The following is a 19,709-nucleotide window of genomic DNA, read 5'->3' on the forward strand; positions in this document are numbered from 1 at the left end:
GCAGCGAGTGCGGGCCCTCAGTCCTCGGTGAGCAGGCCCTCGCGCAGCTGGGCCAGCGTGCGGGCGAGCAGCCGTGACACGTGCATCTGCGAGATGCCGACCTCGACCGCGATCTCCGACTGGGTCATGCCGCGGAAGAAGCGCAGCAGCAGGATCTTCTGCTCGCGCGGGGGCAGCCGCTCGAGCATCGGCTTGAGCGACTCGCGGTACTCGACGCCCTCGAGCGCCTCGTCGTCGACGCCCAGGGTGTCGACGACCGCCACGGAGTCCTCGTCGCCCTGGTCGCTGGCGTCGAGGGAGAGGGTGGAGTAGGCGTTGGCCGACTCGAGGCCCTCGAGGACCTCCTCGTCGGTGATGCCGAGGTGCTCGGCCAGCTCGTGCACCGTGGGGCTGCGCCCGTTCTTCTGCGACAGCTCGCCGGTGGCCTGGGTGAGGGTGAGGCGCAGCTCCTGCAGGCGCCGGGGCACGCGCACGGCCCAGCCCTTGTCGCGGAAGTGGCGCTTGATCTCGCCGACGATGGTCGGGGTCGCGTAGGTCGAGAACTCGACGCCGCGGAACGGGTCGAAGCGGTCGACCGACTTGATCAGCCCGATCGTGGCGACCTGCACGAGGTCGTCGTAGGGCTCGCCGCGGTTGCGGAAGCGGCGGGCGAGGTGCTCGACGAGCGGCAGGTGCTGCTCGACGAGCGCGTCGCGGACCCGCTTGTGCTCCGGGGTGTCGGCCTCGATGCCGGCGAGGGTGGCGAACAGCGCCTTCGTGCGCTCGCGGTCGACGCCGACGCCCGAGGAGGCGGGGATGACGACGCGTGCCGGCGCCTCGGGGGCGGCCTCGGCCGGCCCGGCGGTCTCGTCGACGAGCTCGACGGTGCCCTCGGGCGACACGACGACCTCGGGACCCGCGACGGGGCCGCCGGTCACGCGCCCACGCCCGCGAGCTGCTCGCGGCGCTTGTGCAGCGAGATCCAGACGGTCAGGCCCTCGCCCACGCCGGCGTCGACCTCGCCGGCCAGCGCGGTGAGCACGGTCCAGGAGAAGGTCTCGCGCTCGGGCAGGCTGCCGCGCGTGGTGGGGGCGCTCACGGTGATGAGCAGCCCGTCGGCCTCGAGCTCGAAGGTGCAGCTGAGGTCGGCGCCCGGGGCGGCCTGCGGCAGGAGCATCGCGCAGGCCTCGTCCACGGCGATGCGGAGGTCCTCGATCTCGTCGAGGGTGAAGTCGAGGCGGGCGGCGAGCCCGGCCGTCGCGGTGCGCAGCACCGAGAGGTAGGCGCTCGACGCGGGCAGCGTGACCTGCACGGCGTCGGAGCTCGTCCCCCACGGTCCCTGCTCGGTCTGCTGGGTCGTCTGCTGCGGGACAGCTGACAGGCCGCTCTCGCTCAACCCGGACTCCTCTGCGGACGCGCACTGCGGACGCGCGGGGCGGGTCCCCGAGCGGCGCTGCCCACGGTACCCCGTGACCGGCGGCCCGCACGCGAGCGCACCGGGGGGCTTCCGCCCGCGCCCGCGCAGGCCTAGCGTGCCGGAGGTGGTCGTCCCGCTCGCCGCCCGGCAGGCCGCGCTCGTCGGCCGGCTGGCGCGCGCCTACGCGGCGCTGCTCGGCGCTGCCGCGGAGGAGCACGACGGCATGCACGTCCGGCACGGGCTCCCGCGCCGCGCCTACCCGCGCGGCGGCGTCACCTGGGGCGACACCTACGTCTGCGGCAGCGCCCCCTGGGCGCGCTCGCCCGAGCGGCTGCGGCACGAGCGGGTGCACGTCGAGCAGTGGCGTACCTACGGGCTGTGGTTCGCTCTGCTCTACCTGCGCGCCGGGCGGGACCCCCTGCACAACCGGTTCGAGATCGAGGCAGGTCTCCACGACGGGGGCTACGTGCGGTGAGCGACGGCGACGGGACCGGCCTCGGCACGGTCGAGGTGGGCGAGCGCGGCATCCGGCTCGGGCAGCTGCTCAAGCTGGCCGGGCTCGTCGACACGGGCGGCGAGGCCAAGCTGGCGGTCGAGCAGGGGCGGGTGCGGGTCAACGGCGCGGTCGAGACGCGGCGCGGCGCCCAGCTCGCGGCCGGTGACACCGTCGAGTGCGACGGCCGCTCGGTGCGCCTGGCCTGATCCGCGCCCGGCCTGGCGCCCGGGGACGGGCGACGCCTGTGGCATCCTTGGCGGAGGTCATGAGCGCCAGCGACAAGCCCCGGCTCGCTGGCCGGCAACCCTCCGCCACGGTGGGGTGCTCCGGGTGACGACCAGGCGGGCCGCGCAGGGCGGTCGGCAAGCGTGGTCCTCGGGACGTCCCGAGCGCCAGAGGGCTGGAGCGGAGCGCACAGTGAGCCGGAGCGCACAGTGACCGGGGCCGAGCGGTCGGCCTCGACGGCCAGCGACGTCGCGGTGGCCCGGGCCGCGGCGGGCGAGGCCGCCGACGTCCTGCTGGCTCTGAGGGCGACCTACCCCGACGCGCCCGACCTGCGCGACCGCGGCGACCGCGCCGCCCACGAGACGATCGTCGAGCTGCTGGCGCGGCTGCGCCCCGGTGACGCCGTGCTCTCCGAGGAGGGCGTCGACGACCCGGCCCGGCTGTCCGCGCGCCGCGTGTGGATCGTCGACCCGCTCGACGGCACCCGCGAGTTCGGCGAGGCGGGCCGTCCCGACTGGGCCGTGCACGTCGCGCTCTGGCAGGACGGCGAGCTCACCGACGCCGCCGTCGCGCTCCCGGGCCTCGGCACCGTGCTGGCCACCGACGACGTGCCCCCTCCGCCGCCGCGCGACGGCAGGGCCGCCCCGCGCTTCGCGGTCAGCCGCACCCGCGCGACAGCGCTGGTCACGGGCGTCGCCGAAGCGCTCGGCGGCGAGCTGGTGCCGCTCGGCTCGGCGGGCTACAAGGCCGCCGCCGTCGTCCGCGGCGAGGTGGACGCCTACGTGCACACCGGCGGGCAGTACGAGTGGGACAGCGCCGCGCCCGTCGCCGTCGCCCGCGCGGCAGGGCTGCACACCAGCCGCGTCGACGGCTCGCCGCTCCTCTACAACCAGGCCGACGTGTCGCTGCCCGACCTGGTGGTGTGCCGCGCCGAGCTCGCCGACGACGTGCTGGCCGCCATCGCGCGGCTCTCGCAGCAGTCCGACGACGCAGGGAAGGAGACGATCGCGCGATGACGGTCCCCGGGTCCGCGCACGACTACCGCCTCAGCCAGCTCCAGTCGCTCGAGGCGGAGTCGATCCACATCTTCCGCGAGGTCGTCGCGGAGCTCGAGCGCCCGGTGCTGCTCTTCTCCGGCGGCAAGGACTCGATCGTCATGCTCCGCCTGGCCGAGAAGGCGTTCTGGCCGGCGCGCATCCCCTTCCCGGTGATGCACGTCGACACCGGGCTCAACTTCCCCGAGGTGCTCGAGTTCCGCGACCGCCGGGCCCAGGAGCTCGGCGTCCAGCTGCTGGTCGCCTCCGTGCCCGACGCGATCGAGCGCGGCACCGTGCGCGAGGAGCCCAACGGCTCGCGCAACCGCATCCAGACGCCGGTGCTCCTCGAGGCCGTCGAGAAGCACCGCTTCACCGCGCTGTTCGGCGGGGCCCGCCGCGACGAGGAGAAGGCGCGCGCCAAGGAGCGGGTGTTCTCCTTCCGCGACGACTTCGGCCAGTGGGACCCCAAGAACCAGCGCCCCGAGCTCTGGAACCTCTACAACGGGCGCATCCACCTCGGCGAGTCGATCCGCGTCTTCCCGCTGTCCAACTGGACCGAGCTCGACATCTGGTCCTACATCGCGGCCGAGCAGATCGACATCCCGGCGCTCTACCTCGCCCACGAGCGCGAGGTGGTCGAGCGCGACGGCATGCTCTACGCCGTCAACGAGTTCGTCGTCCCCCGCGAGGGCGAGACGGTGACGACCGAGCGCGTGCGCTACCGCACGATGGGCGACGCGAACCTCACCGCAGCCGTACGCTCCGACGCCGACACGCTCGACAAGGTGGTCGCCGAGGTGGCGACGACGCGGCTGACCGAGCGCGGCGCGACCCGCGGCGACGACCGGGTCAGCGAGGCAGCCATGGAGGACCGCAAGCGCGAGGGGTACTTCTAGATGAGCGACATCCTGCGCTTCGCCACGGCGGGCTCGGTCGACGACGGCAAGAGCACGCTGATCGGCCGGCTGCTCTACGACAGCAAGTCGATCTTCGAGGACCAGTACGAAGCGGTCGAGCGGGCCTCCGCCGGCAACGACTACGTCAACCTCGCCCTGCTGACCGACGGCCTGCGCGCCGAGCGCGAGCAGGGCATCACGATCGACGTGGCCTACCGCTACTTCGCCACACCTCGGCGTACCTTCATCATCGCCGACACCCCGGGCCACATCCAGTACACCCGCAACATGGTGACCGGTGCGTCCACTGCAGACCTCGCCATCGTGCTCGTCGACGCGCGCAAGGGCATCCTCGAGCAGAGCCGCCGGCACGCGTTCCTGGTGTCGCTCCTGCGCGTCCCGCACCTCGTCGTCGCCGTCAACAAGATGGACCTCGTCGACTGGTCGCAGGAGGTCTTCGAGGAGATCCACGAGGAGTTCACGGCCTTCGCGACCAAGCTCGAGGTGCCCGACCTCACGATCATCCCGATCTCGGCGCTCGAGGGCGACAACATCGTGCACCGGTCGACCAACATGCCGTGGTACGACGGGCCTTCTCTGCTCCACCACCTCGAGCACGTGCACATCGCGAGCGACCGCAACCTGGTCGACGCGCGCTTCCCGGTGCAGTACGTCATCCGGCCGCAGTCGCGCGAGTTCCCCGACTACCGCGGCTACGCCGGCACCATCGCGAGCGGCGTCTTCAAGCCGGGCGACGAGGTCCAGGTGCTGCCCAGCGGCTTCACCTCGCGCATCGCGTCCATCGACACGGCCGACGGCCCGGTCGCCGAGGCGTTCGCGCCGATGGCGGTCACCATCCGGCTCGAGGACGAGATCGACATCTCCCGCGGCGACATGCTGTGCCGTCCGCACAACGCGCCGCACGCGACGCAGGACGTCGACGCGATGGTGTGCTGGATGACCGACGAGCCGCTGCGCGCCGGCCAGAAGCTGGCGATCAAGCACACGACGCGCTCGGCGCGCGCGATGGTCAAGGAGCTGCAGTACCGCCTCGACGTCAACAGCCTGCACCGCGACGTCACGGTGGACGCTCTGGGGCTCAACGACATCGGCCGCGTACGCCTGCGCACCACCGTGCCGCTGTTCGCCGACCCCTACGCCCGCAACCGCACGACCGGCGGCTTCATCCTCATCGACGAGGCCACCAACCGCACCGTCGGGGCAGGGATGGTCCACCCCTCCGAGTGACCGACGCGACACACCGCTCTCCTCACGACCGGCACCCCGCGGCCGTAGTGGGTTCCTGAACGAGGAACCTGCGAGGAGACGTCTGTGCGAGTACGGGTGCGACGAGGGCTCGCTGCGGCGGGCGCGGTGGTGACGGCCGCGGCCGTCCTGGCTGGGTGCGGCGGGTCGGCGACGCCGACGGGCGGTGCGCAGGGCGACGGCCGCGTACGCATCGCGATCCCGGAGCCCGACGCGATCACGCCCACCGCCGCCGACGAGACGGCCGGCATCGGCATCGTGCACGGGCTGTTCACCGGGCTGGTCGCGTACGACAGCCGCACCGCCCCCGTGCTCACACCGCTCGCCAAGGCGGTGACCACGTCGGACCACCAGCACTGGACCGTACGGCTGGCGTCCGGGTGGACGTTCCACAACGGCGAGGCCGTGACGTCGTCGTCCTTCGTCGATGCCTGGAACTACGGCGCGCTCGGCACCCACGGGCAGTACGCCGGCCCGTTCTACGCACCGATCGAGGGCTACGACGACGTCGCGCCCGTGGACGACTCGGGGGAGCCGCTGCGTCCCAGGGCGCAGACGATGCGAGGGTTGCACGTCGTCGACGCACACACCTTCACGGTCACGCTGGCCCACCCGGACACCACGTTCCTCGCCGAGCTCGGCAACCCGGCGTTCTACCCGCTGCCGCATGTCGCGCTGACCGACCCCGAGGGCTTCGCCGAGGCACCGGTCGGCAACGGGCCGTTCCGCCTCGGGGCCTGGGTGCCCGACCAGCGGGTGACGCTGGAGCGCTTCGCCGGCTACCGCGGCACGCAGCCGCACGTCGACGGCGTGGACTTCACGGTCTACGCGTCGATGGACACCGCGGTCAACGACCTCGCCTCCGACGCCGTCGACGTCGTCACGGGCCTCTCACCCTCGACGCTCGCCCGGCGCGCGGAGTTCGGCGACCGCTACCAGACCTTCCCGTCCAGCTACTTCGCCTTCATCGGGCTGCCCGGCTTCGACCCGCAGCTCGCGGACGTGCGCGTCCGCAAGGCGATCTCCATGTCGGTCGACCGGGCGACGATCGCGCGCACGGTCTTCGCCGGCACCCGCACCCCGGCCGACGCCTTCGTCGGCCCCAGCGCCCCGGGCTACCGCCCGGGCAGCTGTGGCGAGACGTGCACCTACGACCCGGCTGCCGCCCGCGCGCTGTTCGAGGCCGCCGGGGGAGCGAAGACCCTTCCCGCGCTCTCGATCCGCTACAACGCCGACGGCCCGCACCGCGACTGGGTCGTCGCCGCCTGCCACTCGGTCACCGACGCGCTCGGCATCCCGTGCCGGGCCACCCCGGCCGCCGACTTCCCGACCCTGCTCGACGCGATGGGCAAGGCCGCAGCGGCCAAGAAGAGCTTCGGCGCCTTCCGGCTGGCGCAGACGCTCGACTACCCGTCGGTCGAGAACTACCTGACGCCGCTCTACAGCTCGACCGGGGCGTCGAACCTCGTCGGCTACAGCAACCCGCGCGTCGACTCGCTGCTCGCCGCCGGCCGCTCGGCAGCGAGCGCCGAGCGTGCGCAGGCCGACTGGGCGCAGGCGGAGGACCTCGTCGCGGCCGACGTGCCGCTGGTGCCGCTGTTCTTCGGGCAGACGACCTCCCTGCGCTCGGCCCGGGTGCACGACCTCTCGATCGACGCCTTCGAGTCGATCGACCTGGTGGGCCTCCGCGTCGGGTAGTCGAGCGGTAGCAGATGAGGCTCAGCGGTAGCAGGGTCGAGCTGAGCGGTAGCGGGGGCAGCCCGGCGGTAGCAAAGGGGCTACCGCCGGCCCGCGGTTTCTACCGCTGAGCTCCGCAACGACCTCGCCCAGGCGCCACCCGCGGTGCCAGGATGCGGGGATGACGCCTCGTCGTTCGATCCTGTCCTACCGCTCCGAGGCGTCGATCCTGTCCGCCTGGTCGAAGGGCTCGGTGCTGTCCGTGGGCTCGATCGGCTCGGTGCTCTCCGTCGGGTCGATCGGGTCGGCGCTGTCGGCCGGCTGCATCGGCTCGTTCGCCAGCGCGGGCAGCATCCTCTCGGCGCTGTCCCGCGGCGCCGTCATGGCGTGGCGGGGGCGGGGCTGAGGCTCCGCTGCACCAGGCCGCGCGCCGCCAGCAGCGCCCACACCTGCGCGACGCACTCGTCGAGCGGGGTGTCGGCCGTGTCGATGCGCAGGTCGGCGTCGGCCGGCTCCTCGTAGGGGTCGGAGATGCCCGTGAACTCCGGGATCTCGCCCCGGCGCGCCTTGGCGTAGAGGCCCTTGCGGTCGCGCGCCTCGCACACCTCCAGCGGCGTCGCGACGTGCACCAGCACGTACTCGGCTCCCGCGGCCCGGGCCATCGCGCGCACCTCGTCGCGCACCGCGGCGTAGGGGGCGATGGGCGCGCACACGGCGGTGCCGCCGTGCCGGCCGACCTCCGCCGCCACCCAGCCGATGCGGCGCACGTTGAGCTCGCGGTCCGGGCGCGAGAAGCCCAGCCCCGACGACAGCATGGTGCGCACGACGTCGCCGTCGAGCAGCGTGGTCGTACGCGTCGACCGCTCGCGCAGCTGCTCGACGACCGCTCGGGCGACGGTCGACTTGCCCGAGCCGGAGAGCCCGGTGAACAGCACGACGAGCCCGCGCTCGGCCCTCGGCGGGCGCGACCTGCGCAGCGCCCCCTCGACCCCGTCGTAGGTGAAGCCCGCCGGGAGCGCCCCTCCGGCGGCCAGCAGCTCGTCGAGCTCGTCGTCGGAGAGCGGGCCGGCGACCGGCAGCACGACCGACGCCGCGCCGGCCGCGGCGCAGACGCGCCGGTGCAGCGCGGCTTCCTGCTCGGCAGGGAGGTCGGGATGCGCGGGGAGGGGCAGCGTACGCACCTGCCACCGCCCCTCGACGACGTCCGGCAGCTGCTCGAGCGCGCGCACCAGGTCGGTGGGCGCCCACGGCTGGCCGGCGCCGGTCAGCGCCACCAGCACGACGGGCGCAGGGCCCGCCTGCTCCTGCACGGCGGCCACGTCGTGGCGGTGCAGCGGGCGGCCGGTGGGCACGAGGACGGTGCCGGCCGCAGCGGGCACCAGGAGCCGCAGCGTGTCGAGCTCGCGGGCGCTGCGGTGCCGCAGACGTACGAGCGGTCCGGCGAGGCGGCCCTCCGCCGACGTCGCCACCGGGTCGACGGCAGCGAAGGGCACGGCCTCGCGGTCGACGAGGACCACGCGGTCACCGGGCGAGATGCCCTCGGGGGCCACCAGCGGCACGGGCAGCTCCGCGACGTCGGCGGCCAGCAGCCCGTCGAGGGCGAGCTCGACGTCGTCGGCCCGGGCGTCGTCGATGCGCAGGGGGTGCTCGGTCACGAGGCAAGAGTGCCTGGCGCGCGGCGCCCGGTGCGTGCCAGGGTGGCGGCCATGACAGGGATCGCACGCTGGAAGGACCTCATCCTCGACGCCTCCGACGCGTCGGTGGCGCTCGAGTTCTGGTCGTCCGTGCTCGAGCTCGTCCCGGAGCAGCCCGACGGCAGCGCTGACGGCGTCATGCGCGGCGGCGAGCCCGGTCGCACCGTCTGGGTCAACGCGGTCCCCGAGCCCAAGACCGTGAAGAACCGGGTCCACCTCGACCTGGTGCGCGACGACCTCGACCGGCTGGTCGACCTCGGTGCCCGGGTCGTCATGACGCCGGAGCAGACGGGCGGGAGCTGGTCGGTCCTGGTCGACCCCGAGGGCAACGAGTTCTGCGTCTTCGCGCCGAAGCCGGGCGAGCCCAGCGCGCTCGTCGTCGACAGCAACGACCCCGTGCGCATCGCCGCCTGGTGGGCCGACGTCCTCGGTGCCCGGCTGGTGACGCCGTCCGACGGCGCACCCCGCTGGCTTGGCGAGGTCGAGGGGCTGCCCTTCGACCTCATCAAGTTCGTGGGCGTGCCGGAGCCCAAGACGGTCAAGAACCGGATGCACTGGGACGTCGACGGCGAGACCGCCGCGCTGCTCGAGCGCGGTGCCACGCTGGTGCGCGCGAAGGGCGACGACATCCGCTGGGACGTGCTGGCCGACCCAGACGGCAACGAGTTCTGCGCCTTCGTCCCCGACTGAAGCGGGCGCGTGAGCCGCGGGCGCGGCGGGTAGTCCGTGGCGCATGGGCTTCGACGACCAGCGGGTCGATGTGTCAGGTGTCGACGACCGCCGCGGCGGCGGCCTGGGGGGCGGCGCGCTCGCCGCAGGCGGTGGCGGCCTCGGTGTCGTCGGCGTGGTGGTCTACGTGCTGTTCCAGCTGCTGGGCGGCGGCTCGAGCGGCGGCTTCGACGTCTCGGGCCTGCAGGGCGTCGGTGGCGCCACGGGCACCGGCACCGGCGAGACGGCCCAGCAGCTCAGCGACCGCTGCAACTCCGACGGCGCCATCGAGAAGTACGACGACTGCTACGTCATCAAGTCCTACAACGAGATCAACGAGGTCTGGACCGCGGAGCTGCAGCGGCGCGGCGCGCGCTACTCCGACCCGCGGCTCTCGTTCTTCAGCTCGGCGACGACCACCGGCTGCGGGCGTGCCACCGCGTCCGTCGGGCCGTTCTACTGCCCGCCGGACCAGGAGGTCTTCATGGATCTCGACTTCCTGGCCCAGCTGCAGAGCCAGTTCGGCGCGCAGGGCCGCTACGCGCAGTCCTACATCGTGGCGCACGAGGTCGGTCACCACCTGCAGAACCTGTTCGGCACCGAGGAGAAGGTGCGCGCGGCGCAGCAGGCGCAGCCGCGGCAGACCAACGCGCTGTCGGTGGAGCTCGAGCTGCAGGCCGACTGCTACGCCGGCGCCTACGGCAAGCTCGCCGACGAGCACGGCAACCAGACCATCACCCCGGACCAGCTCGACGAGGCGCTCAACGCCGCTGCGGCCGTCGGTGACGACGCCATCCAGCGCAAGACCAGCGGCTCGGTCGACCCCGACTCCTTCACCCACGGCACCTCGGCCCAGCGGCGCGCGGCGTTCTCGACGGGCTACGCCAACGGCGACATCGACGACTGCGCCTTCTCGGTCTGAGGCCGCCGCCCCCTCGGGCCCGGCTCAGCGCGCGAGGCTGACCCGCGGCTCGCGCAGCAGGTCGACCCGCTCGTCGTCGGTCGCGAGCAGGCGGCGCCAGAGGTCCTCGCGCGCGACCTGCACGGCACCGGTGACCACCGCGTCCTGAGCCAGGGTGGAGAGCTCGACGCGCGGGCTGTGCAGGGTGAGCCGGTCGAGCCGCACCTGGATGGCCTCGGTGAGCAGCGAGCCGGCGCGGGCGATGCCGCCGCCGATGACGAGCGCGTCGGGGTTGAGGGCCAGCACGACCGGCGCGATGGCTGCCGCGAAGACCTCGGCGACCTCCGCGACCACGCTGCGGGCGGTCTCGTCGCCCCCCGCAGCGGCCTCGAAGACGAGGGCCGCGTCGGCGGCGCCACGGGTGCCGGACAGCAACGGGTGGAGCGCCGAGGTCGGCACATCGGCCGCCGCCGCGGCCGCCCGCGCCACGATGCCGGCCGTGCCGATGCGCGCCTCGAGCGGGCCCTGCTCGGCCATGCCGATGCGCACGGGCGCGCCGCGCGGCGAGACGTAGCCGATCTCGCCCGCCGCCGCGGTGGCGCCCCGGTGCACCACGCCGTCGATGACGATGCCGGCGCCGAGCCGTTCGCCCCACTGCACCGCGAGCAGCGTGTGCGGCGGCGACACCTGGGACGCGTAGACGGCGCTCGCCACCAGGTTGGCGTTGTTCTCCAGGCGCAGGGGGGCGCGGAACGTCGCTTCCAGCTGCTCGAGCAGGGCCATGCTCGACCACTGCCCGCGCGCTCCGGCGAAGGAGATGCGGCCCTCTGCGTCGACGATGCCAGGCGTGCCAACGGTGAGCCCTGCGACGGCGTCGACGCCCAGCCCGGCCTCGGAGAGCGCACCGTCGACGGCGGTGCTCAGCGCGCGCAGCATCGCGTCGGTGCCGTCGTCGGCAGGCCCCGAGCCGTCGGCGGCGACGGGCTCCCGGACGAGTGCGAGCCAGCGGCCGGTGAGGTCGGCGACGGCGACGGCCACGGAGTGCACGCCGAGGTCGACGCCGAGCACGTGCGCCGCGCTGCCGGCGAGCTGCACGCGTACGGCTGGGCGTCCGAGCCCGCCCTCCTGCGAGGGGGTCGAGGGGACCAGGAGCCCCTCGGCCACCAGGTCCTCGACCGCCAGCGCGACGGTCGGCCGGGCCAGCCCCGTGGCCGCGACGAGCTCGGCGATGCGCTGCCCCGCAGGAGCGGCGAGCCGCACGGCGTTCAGCACGAGGGCGGTGTTGAGCCGACGCGGCACGCGACACCGCCTTCTTCGAGTCGGGTGCAGGCGGATCCTTGTGCACCTGCGCGCCACACGTTATAAAGGCAGCGTTCTTTAGTAAAGCGCCTCGCGTCCACCTGGGTCGACCGACCCGCACCCCCGCCGTCGTCCGCACCACCCGCGTCGGACCACCGCTCTCCTGAGGAGCCCCATGCCACGACGTCTACCCCTCGCCTCCGTCGGAGCCGGGGTCCTGGCCCTCGCGCTGGCCGCCTGCGGCGGCGGCACCGGCAGCGACAACGCCGGCGGCGGCAGCAGCGCCGGCACTCCCGCGGCCGGCGCCTCGAGCGCGGGCGGCTCGGCGAAGCCGACCACCATCAAGCTGGTCGCCGCCGAGTACTCCAAGGACCACACGGCCGCCTTCTGGAACGACTTCGCCACCGCCTACAAGGCGAAGACCGGCAACACGCTCGACGTGCAGGTCGTGAGCTGGGACGCGATCGACCAGACCAGCAGCACGATGATCCAGAACAACAACGCGCCCGACATCCTCAACCTCAACGTCTACGCGAGCTACGCGAAGGACGGCCTGCTCTACAGCGCCGACGACGTGCTCAGCCCCGACGTCAAGAGCGACATCCTGCCGGCGTTCGTCAAGAGCGGCACCTTCGACGGCAAGATGTACGGCTTCCCCGACCTCTCGTCCGCCCGCGCGTTCTTCTACAACAAGGACCTCTTCACCAAGGCGGGCATCTCGGCGCCTCCCAAGACGTGGGACGAGTTCGAGGCCGACGCCAAGAAGATCCAGGCGCTCGGCAGCGGCACCATCGGCTACGCCATGCCGCTCGGTCCCGAGGAGGCTCAGGGCGAGTTCTCCATCTGGGCGTTCAACAACGGCGGTGACTGGAAGTCCGACGGCAAGTGGACGATCAACTCGCCCGCCAACGTCGAGACCCTCACCTTCATGAAGAAGCTCGCCACCGTCGACAAGGTGACGCAGAACAACCCGGCCAAGACCAACCGCGCCGACGCGTTCAACCTGTTCAAGTCCGGCAAGGTCGGCATGATCGTGGGCTTCTCGCCGCTGGCCGCCGACCTCGACAAGGACGGCAAGGTCAACTACGGCGTCGCGCCGATGCCCACGAAGTCCGGCGAGCCGCAGACCTTCGGCGTCACCGACTACCTCATGGCGTTCAAGAAGTCGGGCAACCAGGACGCGGTCAAGGCGTTCTACGACCTCTACTACCAGAAGGACCAGATCAACACCTTCATCAAGGCCGAGGGCTTCCTGCCCGTCACCACCTCCGGCCTGCAGGTGTTCGGCTCGGACCCGAAGCTCAAGGTCTACCTCGACACGCTGCCCAACGTGCACCTGACGCCCACCGACGACCCCACCTGGGACAAGGTGAAGCTCGCGGTGCAGCAGAACATCGGCGCCGGCATCACGGGCAACCCGAAGTCGGTCCTCGACCAGCTCCAGAAGACTGCTGAGAACGGCGGCTGACCGTGCCCCAGCACGACCCCTCGTCCCCGGCGGCGGTCACCGCACCGACGGTGACCGCCGGCGGGGGCGCGCTGACGCTGGAGCCCGCCGGGGCCCCGCGTCGCCGTCGGCGCTACACCGGCACGCGCACCTCGCCGCTGCAGGCGCTGCTGTGGCTGGGCCCGGCGCTCGCCCTCATCGTGGGCGTCGTCATCTTCCCGGCCTACGAGCTGGTCCGCGCCGCCTTCAGCAGGTACTCCATCACCGGGCTGCGGCTCGGCGGGGCCGGCGGCCGCAACTTCGACCAGGTCCTGCACCACCCCGAGCTCGGCACGGTGCTGCTCAACACGCTGGTCTGGGTGGTCTCGGTGGTCGCGCTCACCGTGCTGATCAGCCTGGCGCTCGCGCAGTTCCTCACCAAGGACTTCGCGGGCAGGCGGTTCGTGCGCTACGCGATCATCGTGCCGTGGGCGGCGTCGCTGGTCATCACGGCCAAGACGTTCGTGCTGGTCTACGACTACTACTACGGCACGCTCAACCTCGTGCTGACCAAGCTCCACGTCATCAGCACGCCGATCGACTTCCTCGGCAGCGACTCCTGGATCATGCCCTCGATGGTGCTGGTGGGCGTGTTCGTCTCCATCCCGTTCACCGCCTTCGTCTTCGTCGCGGGCCTCAACGCGATCCCGCACGACGTCTACGAGGCGGCCCGCATGGACGGCGCCAGCTCCTGGCAGGTCTACCGCTCGGTGACCCTGCCGCTGCTGCGTCCGGCTCTGCTGGTCGCGAGCGTGCTGAACATCATCTACGTGTTCAACTCGTTCCCCATCATCTGGACGCTCAACGACCGCAACCCCGGGTTCGGCCACGACACCACCATCACGTTCATGTACAAGCTGGCGTTCAAGAGCGCCGAGAAGGACGTGGGCATGTCCGCAGCAGCAGGCGTCTTCAACGTGCTGCTCATCCTGGTGGTCGTCATGGCCTACCTGAAGGTGACGAGCTGGCGGGAGGAGACCGCGTGAGCGCCGCAGCGACGACGACCGGCACCACCGCGTACCACTCCCGGCCGGTCAGCGGGTGGGCGCGCAACCGGCGCATCGTCCTGCCGGTCGTCGGAGCGCTGGTGGCGCTCGTCTTCCTGGCGCCCTACATCGTCATGCTGCTCAACTCCCTGCGGCCCAGCAGCGACGTCGTCCAGACGCCGGCCTCGCTGCTGCCGCGCCACTGGCAGCTCTCGACCTACAGCGACGTGCTGGGCGACACCCGCTTCCTCAACTGGCTCAAGACCTCGGTGCTGGTGGCGTGCGCGTCGACGCTCATCGTCGTCGTGGTCTCGATCCCCGCGGCCTACTTCACCGCACGCTTCCGCTTCCCGGGCCGCACCGCGTTCCTGCTGCTCGTGCTCGTGACCCAGATGTTCTCGCCGACCTCGCTGGTCGTCGGGCTCTACCGCGAGTTCTTCAGCCTCAACCTGGTCAACACCTACCTCGCGATCATCCTCACCAACGCGGCCTTCAACCTGGCCTTCGCGGTGTGGATCCTGCAGGGGTTCTTCGCCTCCATCCCCAAGGAGGTCGACGAGGCCGCCAACCTCGACGGGTGCGGCCGGGTCGCCACCCTGCTGCGCATCATGCTGCCGCTGACGCTGCCGGGCGTCGTGACCGCGGTGGTGTTCACGTTCATCGCGGCCTGGAACGAGTACGTCGTCGCGCTCACCCTGATGCTCGACGAGTCGAAGAAGCCGCTGACGGTGGGCATCACGTCCTACGTCACCGGCTACGAGCAGCACTGGGACCAGCTGTTCGCCGCCTCGGTCATCGCGATCGTGCCGGTCGTGGTGCTGTTCGCGGCGATCGAGAAGCACCTCGTCGGCGGGTTGACCGCCGGCTCGGTGAAGTAGCCCTCAGCTCCCGTGGAGCGCGGCCCGCACGGCGGCGGGCCGGTTGGTGATGACGACGTCGACGCCGAGCCGCGCGCACAGCTCGGCGTCGGCGGCGGAGTCGACCGTCCACACGTGCACGCTGCGGCCGCGCTCGTGGGCCGCGGCCACCAGCTCGGGCCGCTCGCGCAGCAGCCCGATGCTCGGGCCGAAGCCGTCGACCCCGGAGGGCAGTCCGGCGACCGCGCCGGCGACGGCCCGCGGCGTCGCGATGCCGAGCCGCGCCCGGCTGGTCAGCCACACCAGCGGCAGCGCCGGCGCGAGGTCGGTGATCCGGCGCAGGGCCAGGGTGCTGAAGCTCATCACCCGCACCGAGCTGCCCTGGCCCGGGCGCGGGCGGGCCAGGTCGTGCGCCGAGAGCAGGTCGACCAGGCTGCGCTCGACCCGACCGGCCCAGCGCGTCGGGTGCTTGGTCTCGATCGCGAGCTGCACGGGCCGGGGCGACGAGGCGACCAGGTCGAGCAGCCGCGAGAGGGTCAGCACCCCTCGCCCGCCCGGCTCGATGCTGTCGTAGGCACCACCGGGCTGCGCCCACGACGCGAAGTCCAGCTGCTCGAGGTCGGCCAGCTCGAGGGTCGACACGACGCCCCGGCCGTCGGAGGTCCGGTCGACGCGCCGGTCGTGCACGCACACGAGGTGCCCGTCGCGGGTGAGCCGCACGTCGCACTCGAGCCCGTCGGCGCCGTCGGCCAGCGCCTTGGCGTAGGCCGCGAGCGTGTGCTCGGGGACGTCGGCCGAGGCGCCGCGGTGGGCGACGACGAGGGGCAGCGTCACCGTGGTCTGCGCGCGCGTGGTCTGCACGGGCACGAGCCTGCCTCTCGCGGGCGACGAGCAGGGGGAGGTGCCGGTGGCGTGCGTGGGACGCGCAGGTGAACACCTGCGGTCCGCGGGGCGCTCGGCAGCATGACGCCCTCCACGCTAGGCCCGCCGATAGCCTGGAGCCCGCGGGCACGCCGGACGACCGGCCCACCCGTCCGGCAGAGCGGGAGGAACGTGCGCGGCAGGCGGGGCTCCGACGCCCAGCGGAGGGCGGCGCTCGCGGCGCGCGATGCGGCGGGCCAGGACTTCTACCGGATGGACTCAGCGCAGCGCGCGGCGCGCATCTCGGTCGCCGCGTTCGGCCGGCTCTCGCCCGGGCCGGACGCCCGTGCGCTCGAGGCCGGGCTCGCCCCTCTCGACGCGGAGGCCGACACCGCGAGCGCGCGCTGGATCGCGACGCTCGACAGCGTCGACCTCGACGACCCCGAGGCGACGGGCTCGGAGCTCCAGGCAGCTCTCGGCGCGTTCGGGGAGGCGAGCGAGCAGCTGCGCGCGACCGCCGCCCGGCTCGAGGCGTTCAGCGCCGCCCACGCCGCCGACTTCGCCCGCGCCGACGCGGCGATGGCCCAGGCAGGCTCGGCGGTGAGCGCCGCGGGGGCGGCGCTGGAGGCGGCGCGCACTGCTGTGGCCGCCCTGGGTGCGCAGGCGGGCGACGTGACTGCGGCGCTGGCGGCGGCCGAAGCGGCAGCTGCGCAGCTCGCGGGCGGCGCGCCGGTGCTCGGCGTGCCGGAGACCGTGCGCCGGGCCCAGCTGGCCCAGCAGGCGGCCGACGACGCGCGCTACGCGGCGGCCACGGCGGGGGAGCGCACGACCGCGCTGCGCCGGCGCCTGGGCTCGCTGCGCGTGCGCCTCGAGGGCGTGGCCCACCGCGACTCGCTGCTCGAGCCGGAGCTCAGCCGGCTGCGGCGCGAGCACGTCGAGGCGTCGTGGCGCGACGTGGAGGCCGCACTGAGCGCCGCCCGTCCGCTGCTGGCCTCGGTGCCGGAGCGGCTGCGTGACGCCGCGCGGCTCCTCGACGCCGGGGAGCGGGCCCGGGTCGCCGACCTGGTCCGCTCGGTCGTGGCCGACCTCGACCGGCTGGACTCCACCGTCGACGCGGTCCCGGAGCGTCGGCGCGCGCTCGACGCGCTGGCCGCCGACCCCTCAGGGGCCGTGGCGCGGGCCAGCTTCGCGGTGCGCGACGCGCAGCGGCTCGCCATGAGCGGCACGGGCCCCGAGCCCGGCTGGGTGACGCGGCTCGATGCGTTGGTCGCCCGCCTCGACCGGCTCGCGGCGAGCGTGGCGGAGCCGGGGCGGCGCGACTGGTGGGCGTTCGCCCAGGAGCTGCGGGTCGTCGAGACCGCCGCGTCCGACGTCGTCGACGACATCCGGAGCGCGCGCCGGGGCACGGCTCGTCGGTAGGCTCCGGAACCGGGCGTCACCACGGCGTCGTTGGGGCAGTAGGACGAGCGCGGCCGGCACCCCCGGCCGAACGTCCGTCAAGAGATCACCACATCCAGGAGGACCGCGTGGGAGTCAGCCTTTCCAAGGGCGGAAACGTCTCGCTCACCAAGGAGGCCGGGCCGTCGGGCATCACCAACGCCCTCGTCGGCCTCGGGTGGGACATCCGCACCACCACCGGCGCGGACTTCGACCTCGACGCCTCGGCGATCATGGTCAAGCCCGACGGCAAGGTGCTCTCGGACCAGCACTTCGTCTTCTTCAACAACCTCAAGAGCCCCGAGGGCGCCGTCGAGCACACCGGCGACAACAAGACCGGTGAGGGCGAGGGCGACGACGAGGCCATCAAGGTCAACCTGCCGCTCGTGCCGGCCGAGGTCGACAAGGTCGTCTTCGTCGTCTCGATCTACGACGCCGACACCCGGGCGCAGAACTTCGGCCAGGTCCGCGGCGCCTTCATCCGCGTCGTCAACGAGGCCAACGGCACCGAGCTCGCCCGCTACGACCTCACCGAGGACGCCTCCACCGAGACCGCCATGGTCTTCGGCGAGGTCTACCGCAACGGCGCCGAGTGGAAGTTCCGCGCCGTCGGCCAGGGCTACGCCTCCGGCCTGCGCGGCATCGCGCAGGACTTCGGCGTGGGCGTCTAGCCGCTCCTCGCCCACCGCACCGGCCCGGTGTCCGCACGGACGCCGGGCCGTGCGCGTCACCGAGCCGGACCGCCGTCGTCCTTCCCGCCAGTCCCCCCTCCGAGGAGCACCGTGATCCTGCGTACCTTCGGCTGGTCCTTCGGCATCACCGCCGTCGGGCTCGTCGCCGCCCTGCTGCTCGGCGGCCCCAAGGCGCTGTTCCTCGTGGCGATCCTGACGATCCTCGAGATCTCGCTGTCGTTCGACAACGCCGTCGTCAACGCCAAGATCCTCGAGCGCATGTCCGACTTCTGGCAGAAGGTGTTCCTCACCGTCGGCGTGGCCGTCGCCGTGTTCGGGATGCGCCTGGTGTTCCCGCTGCTCATCGTCGGGATCACCGCCAAGCTGTCGCCGTTCGAGGCGATCCGGCTGGCCAACGAGGGCGGCAGCGTCGACACTCCCGGCACCTACGCCAACCTGCTCCACGAGGCCCACCCCGACATCGCCGCGTTCGGCGGGCTGTTCCTGCTGATGCTGTTCCTCGACTGGGTCTTCGACGCCGAGCGCGAGTACCAGTGGCTGACCTGGCTGGAGCGCCCGCTCGCCCGCGCCGGCGAGCTCGAGGGCATCGCGGTCGCCGTGGCGCTGGTCGCCCTGGCGGTCGCCGCCGAGGTGCAGGCCGACCACCCCGAGGACGTCCTGCTCTCGGGCGTGCTCGGCATGGTGACCTACCTGGTCGTGGGTGGCCTGGGCAGCCTGTTCGAGGCGGGCAGCGACGACGAGGTGGAGGAGCAGGCACCACGGAGCCGCAGCGGCGTCGCCGTGGCGACCGGGCGGGCCGCCTTCTTCCTGTTCCTCTACATCGAGGTCCTCGACGCGTCGTTCTCGTTCGACGGAGTGATCGGCGCGTTCGCCATCACCGACGACATCTACATCATCGCCGCGGGCCTCGGCATCGGCGCGCTCTACATCCGCTCGCTCACCGTCTACCTGGTGCACCAGGGCACGCTGAGCGAGTACAAGTTCCTCGAGCACGGCGCCCACTGGGCCATCGGTGCGCTGGCGGTGATCCTGCTGGTCTCGATCGGCACCGAGATCCCCGAGGTCGTCACCGGCCTGATCGGCGTCGGCTTCATCGGCGCGGCCATGCTCAGCTCGCTCGCCCTCAACCGGCGCACCGCCGCCGACGAAGTGGAGAAGGTCCATGTCTGAGCCCGTCTCGCTCTCGAAGGTCACGCTCACCAAGTCGGCCCCCGCCGTCTCGCTGACCAAGCGCGGCACCGCGGGCGGGCTGCTGCGGGTCAACCTCAACTGGAAGCAGCCCGAGGGCGGCGGCGGCCTCTTCCGCCGCAAGCCCAAGGGCGTCGACCTCGACCTCGCCTGCCTCTACGAGCTGAGCTCGGGGGAGAAGGGCGTCGTGCAGGCGCTCGGCAACTCGTTCCGGGCCCACGCCCCCGGCGTCGACGCCCCGGTGCTGCAGCTCGACGCGGACGACCGCTCCGGCACGGCGGCCGGCGGCGAGAACCTCACGGTCGACCTCGGCCAGCTGCCGGCCCTGAAGCGGGTGCTGGTCTTCGCCTACATCTACGAGGGCGCCCCCAACTGGGCCGAGGCCGACGCGGTCGTCACGCTGACCCCGGCGCAGGGCCCGCAGGTGGAGGTGCGCCTCGACGAGCACGACCCGCAGGCGCGCACGTGCGCCATCGCGCTGCTCAGCAACGAGGGCGGCGAGCTCGTCGTCCACCGCGAGGTGCGCTACGTGCAGGGCACGCAGCAGGCGCTCGACTCCGCCTACGGGTGGGGCCTGCAGTGGCAGGCCGGGCGCAAGTAGCCCGGC

The 19,709-nt window shown here is 72.8% G+C and carries 21 protein-coding genes and 1 riboswitch; of the genes, 16 read left to right on the forward strand and 5 right to left on the reverse strand.

Annotated elements, in window-relative coordinates:
- Positions 1–17: 17 nt before the first annotated feature.
- Both CLV35_RS14065 and CLV35_RS14070 read right to left on the reverse strand, forming a co-directional pair.
- A complete protein-coding gene (locus CLV35_RS14065; protein ID WP_407938215.1) occupies positions 18–965 on the reverse strand; it encodes an RNA polymerase sigma factor SigF in 948 nt (315 codons plus the stop codon).
- Positions 914–1,291 (reverse strand): ATP-binding protein, encoded by a 378-nt coding sequence (locus CLV35_RS14070; RefSeq protein ID WP_121194339.1) that lies wholly within the window; start codon positions 1,289–1,291, stop codon positions 914–916. The genes CLV35_RS14065 and CLV35_RS14070 overlap by 52 nt, the downstream gene beginning before the upstream one ends.
- 229 nt (positions 1,292–1,520) lie before the next feature.
- On the opposite strand from CLV35_RS14070, the gene CLV35_RS14075 reads away from it, so the two are divergent.
- The 7 genes from CLV35_RS14075 (at position 1,521) to CLV35_RS14105 (ending at position 7,399) form a co-directional block, all read left to right on the forward strand.
- Positions 1,521–1,871, forward strand: a complete 351-nt coding sequence (locus CLV35_RS14075; protein ID WP_231121815.1) for a hypothetical protein — start codon at positions 1,521–1,523, stop codon at positions 1,869–1,871.
- On the forward strand, positions 1,868–2,098 hold the full coding sequence (locus CLV35_RS14080) for an RNA-binding S4 domain-containing protein (protein WP_121194122.1): 231 nt from the start codon (positions 1,868–1,870) through the stop codon (positions 2,096–2,098). The genes CLV35_RS14075 and CLV35_RS14080 overlap by 4 nt, the downstream gene beginning before the upstream one ends.
- Before the next feature lie 55 nt (positions 2,099–2,153).
- A riboswitch (SAM riboswitch) is annotated at positions 2,154–2,267 on the forward strand.
- 59 nt (positions 2,268–2,326) lie between these two features.
- On the forward strand, positions 2,327–3,133 hold the full coding sequence (locus CLV35_RS14085) for a 3'(2'),5'-bisphosphate nucleotidase CysQ (protein WP_231121816.1): 807 nt from the start codon (positions 2,327–2,329) through the stop codon (positions 3,131–3,133).
- On the forward strand, positions 3,130–4,050 hold the full coding sequence (gene cysD, locus CLV35_RS14090) for a sulfate adenylyltransferase subunit CysD (RefSeq protein ID WP_121194123.1): 921 nt from the start codon (positions 3,130–3,132) through the stop codon (positions 4,048–4,050). The genes CLV35_RS14085 and cysD overlap by 4 nt, the downstream gene beginning before the upstream one ends.
- Positions 4,051–5,298, forward strand: a complete 1,248-nt coding sequence (gene cysN / locus CLV35_RS14095; RefSeq protein ID WP_121194124.1) for a sulfate adenylyltransferase subunit CysN — start codon at positions 4,051–4,053, stop codon at positions 5,296–5,298.
- A gap of 84 nt (positions 5,299–5,382) precedes the next feature.
- On the forward strand, positions 5,383–7,014 hold the full coding sequence (locus tag CLV35_RS14100) for a peptide ABC transporter substrate-binding protein (RefSeq protein ID WP_121194125.1): 1,632 nt from the start codon (positions 5,383–5,385) through the stop codon (positions 7,012–7,014).
- A gap of 160 nt (positions 7,015–7,174) precedes the next feature.
- Positions 7,175–7,399, forward strand: a complete 225-nt coding sequence (locus tag CLV35_RS14105; protein WP_121194126.1) for a hypothetical protein — start codon at positions 7,175–7,177, stop codon at positions 7,397–7,399.
- On the opposite strand, the gene cysC is transcribed toward CLV35_RS14105, so the two are convergent.
- Positions 7,374–8,648 (reverse strand): adenylyl-sulfate kinase, encoded by a 1,275-nt coding sequence (cysC, locus tag CLV35_RS14110; RefSeq protein ID WP_231121817.1) that lies wholly within the window; start codon positions 8,646–8,648, stop codon positions 7,374–7,376. The genes CLV35_RS14105 and cysC overlap by 26 nt on opposite strands.
- Before the next feature lie 51 nt (positions 8,649–8,699).
- Between cysC and CLV35_RS20135 the strand changes: the two genes are divergently transcribed.
- Complete coding sequence (locus CLV35_RS20135) at positions 8,700–9,377, forward strand: VOC family protein (protein WP_183061980.1); 678 nt, start codon at positions 8,700–8,702, stop codon at positions 9,375–9,377.
- Positions 9,378–9,420: 43 nt separating this feature from the next.
- Entirely contained in the window at positions 9,421–10,317 is an 897-nt protein-coding gene (gene ypfJ / locus CLV35_RS14115; RefSeq protein WP_121194128.1) for a KPN_02809 family neutral zinc metallopeptidase, read from the forward strand.
- Between the two features lie 24 nt (positions 10,318–10,341).
- Here ypfJ and CLV35_RS14120 read toward each other — a convergent pair whose 3' ends face one another.
- Entirely contained in the window at positions 10,342–11,595 is a 1,254-nt protein-coding gene (locus CLV35_RS14120) for an ROK family protein (protein ID WP_183061981.1), read from the reverse strand.
- Between the two features lie 175 nt (positions 11,596–11,770).
- Between CLV35_RS14120 and CLV35_RS14125 the strand changes: the two genes are divergently transcribed.
- From CLV35_RS14125 to CLV35_RS14135, 3 genes are read left to right on the forward strand one after another with little or no spacing between them, the layout of a single operon-like run.
- The gene (locus CLV35_RS14125; protein WP_121194130.1) at positions 11,771–13,063 is read left to right on the forward strand and encodes an extracellular solute-binding protein; all 1,293 of its coding nucleotides are present in this window, start codon (positions 11,771–11,773) and stop codon (positions 13,061–13,063) included.
- Between the two features lie 2 nt (positions 13,064–13,065).
- Positions 13,066–14,067: a carbohydrate ABC transporter permease gene (locus CLV35_RS14130; protein ID WP_231121818.1), complete on the forward strand. Its 1,002-nt coding sequence runs from the start codon at positions 13,066–13,068 to the stop codon at positions 14,065–14,067.
- Positions 14,064–14,945, forward strand: coding sequence for a carbohydrate ABC transporter permease (locus CLV35_RS14135; RefSeq protein WP_231121819.1), 882 nt, complete (start codon positions 14,064–14,066; stop codon positions 14,943–14,945). The genes CLV35_RS14130 and CLV35_RS14135 overlap by 4 nt, the downstream gene beginning before the upstream one ends.
- 3 nt (positions 14,946–14,948) lie before the next feature.
- On the opposite strand, the gene CLV35_RS14140 is transcribed toward CLV35_RS14135, so the two are convergent.
- Entirely contained in the window at positions 14,949–15,785 is an 837-nt protein-coding gene (locus tag CLV35_RS14140) for a glycerophosphodiester phosphodiesterase (RefSeq protein WP_121194343.1), read from the reverse strand.
- Positions 15,786–15,977: 192 nt separating this feature from the next.
- Between CLV35_RS14140 and CLV35_RS14145 the strand changes: the two genes are divergently transcribed.
- From CLV35_RS14145 to CLV35_RS14160, 4 genes are all read left to right on the forward strand, one after another.
- Entirely contained in the window at positions 15,978–17,204 is a 1,227-nt protein-coding gene (locus CLV35_RS14145) for a hypothetical protein (RefSeq protein ID WP_147431974.1), read from the forward strand.
- 107 nt (positions 17,205–17,311) lie between these two features.
- Entirely contained in the window at positions 17,312–17,893 is a 582-nt protein-coding gene (locus tag CLV35_RS14150) for a TerD family protein (protein WP_121194132.1), read from the forward strand.
- Between the two features lie 111 nt (positions 17,894–18,004).
- Entirely contained in the window at positions 18,005–19,084 is a 1,080-nt protein-coding gene (locus CLV35_RS14155; protein ID WP_121194133.1) for a DUF475 domain-containing protein, read from the forward strand.
- Positions 19,077–19,703, forward strand: a complete 627-nt coding sequence (locus tag CLV35_RS14160; RefSeq protein ID WP_183061982.1) for a TerD family protein — start codon at positions 19,077–19,079, stop codon at positions 19,701–19,703. The genes CLV35_RS14155 and CLV35_RS14160 overlap by 8 nt, the downstream gene beginning before the upstream one ends.
- Positions 19,704–19,709 lie beyond the last annotated feature (6 nt).

Source organism: Motilibacter peucedani (genome assembly GCF_003634695.1).
Classification (GTDB): Bacteria; Actinomycetota; Actinomycetes; order Motilibacterales; family Motilibacteraceae; genus Motilibacter; species Motilibacter peucedani.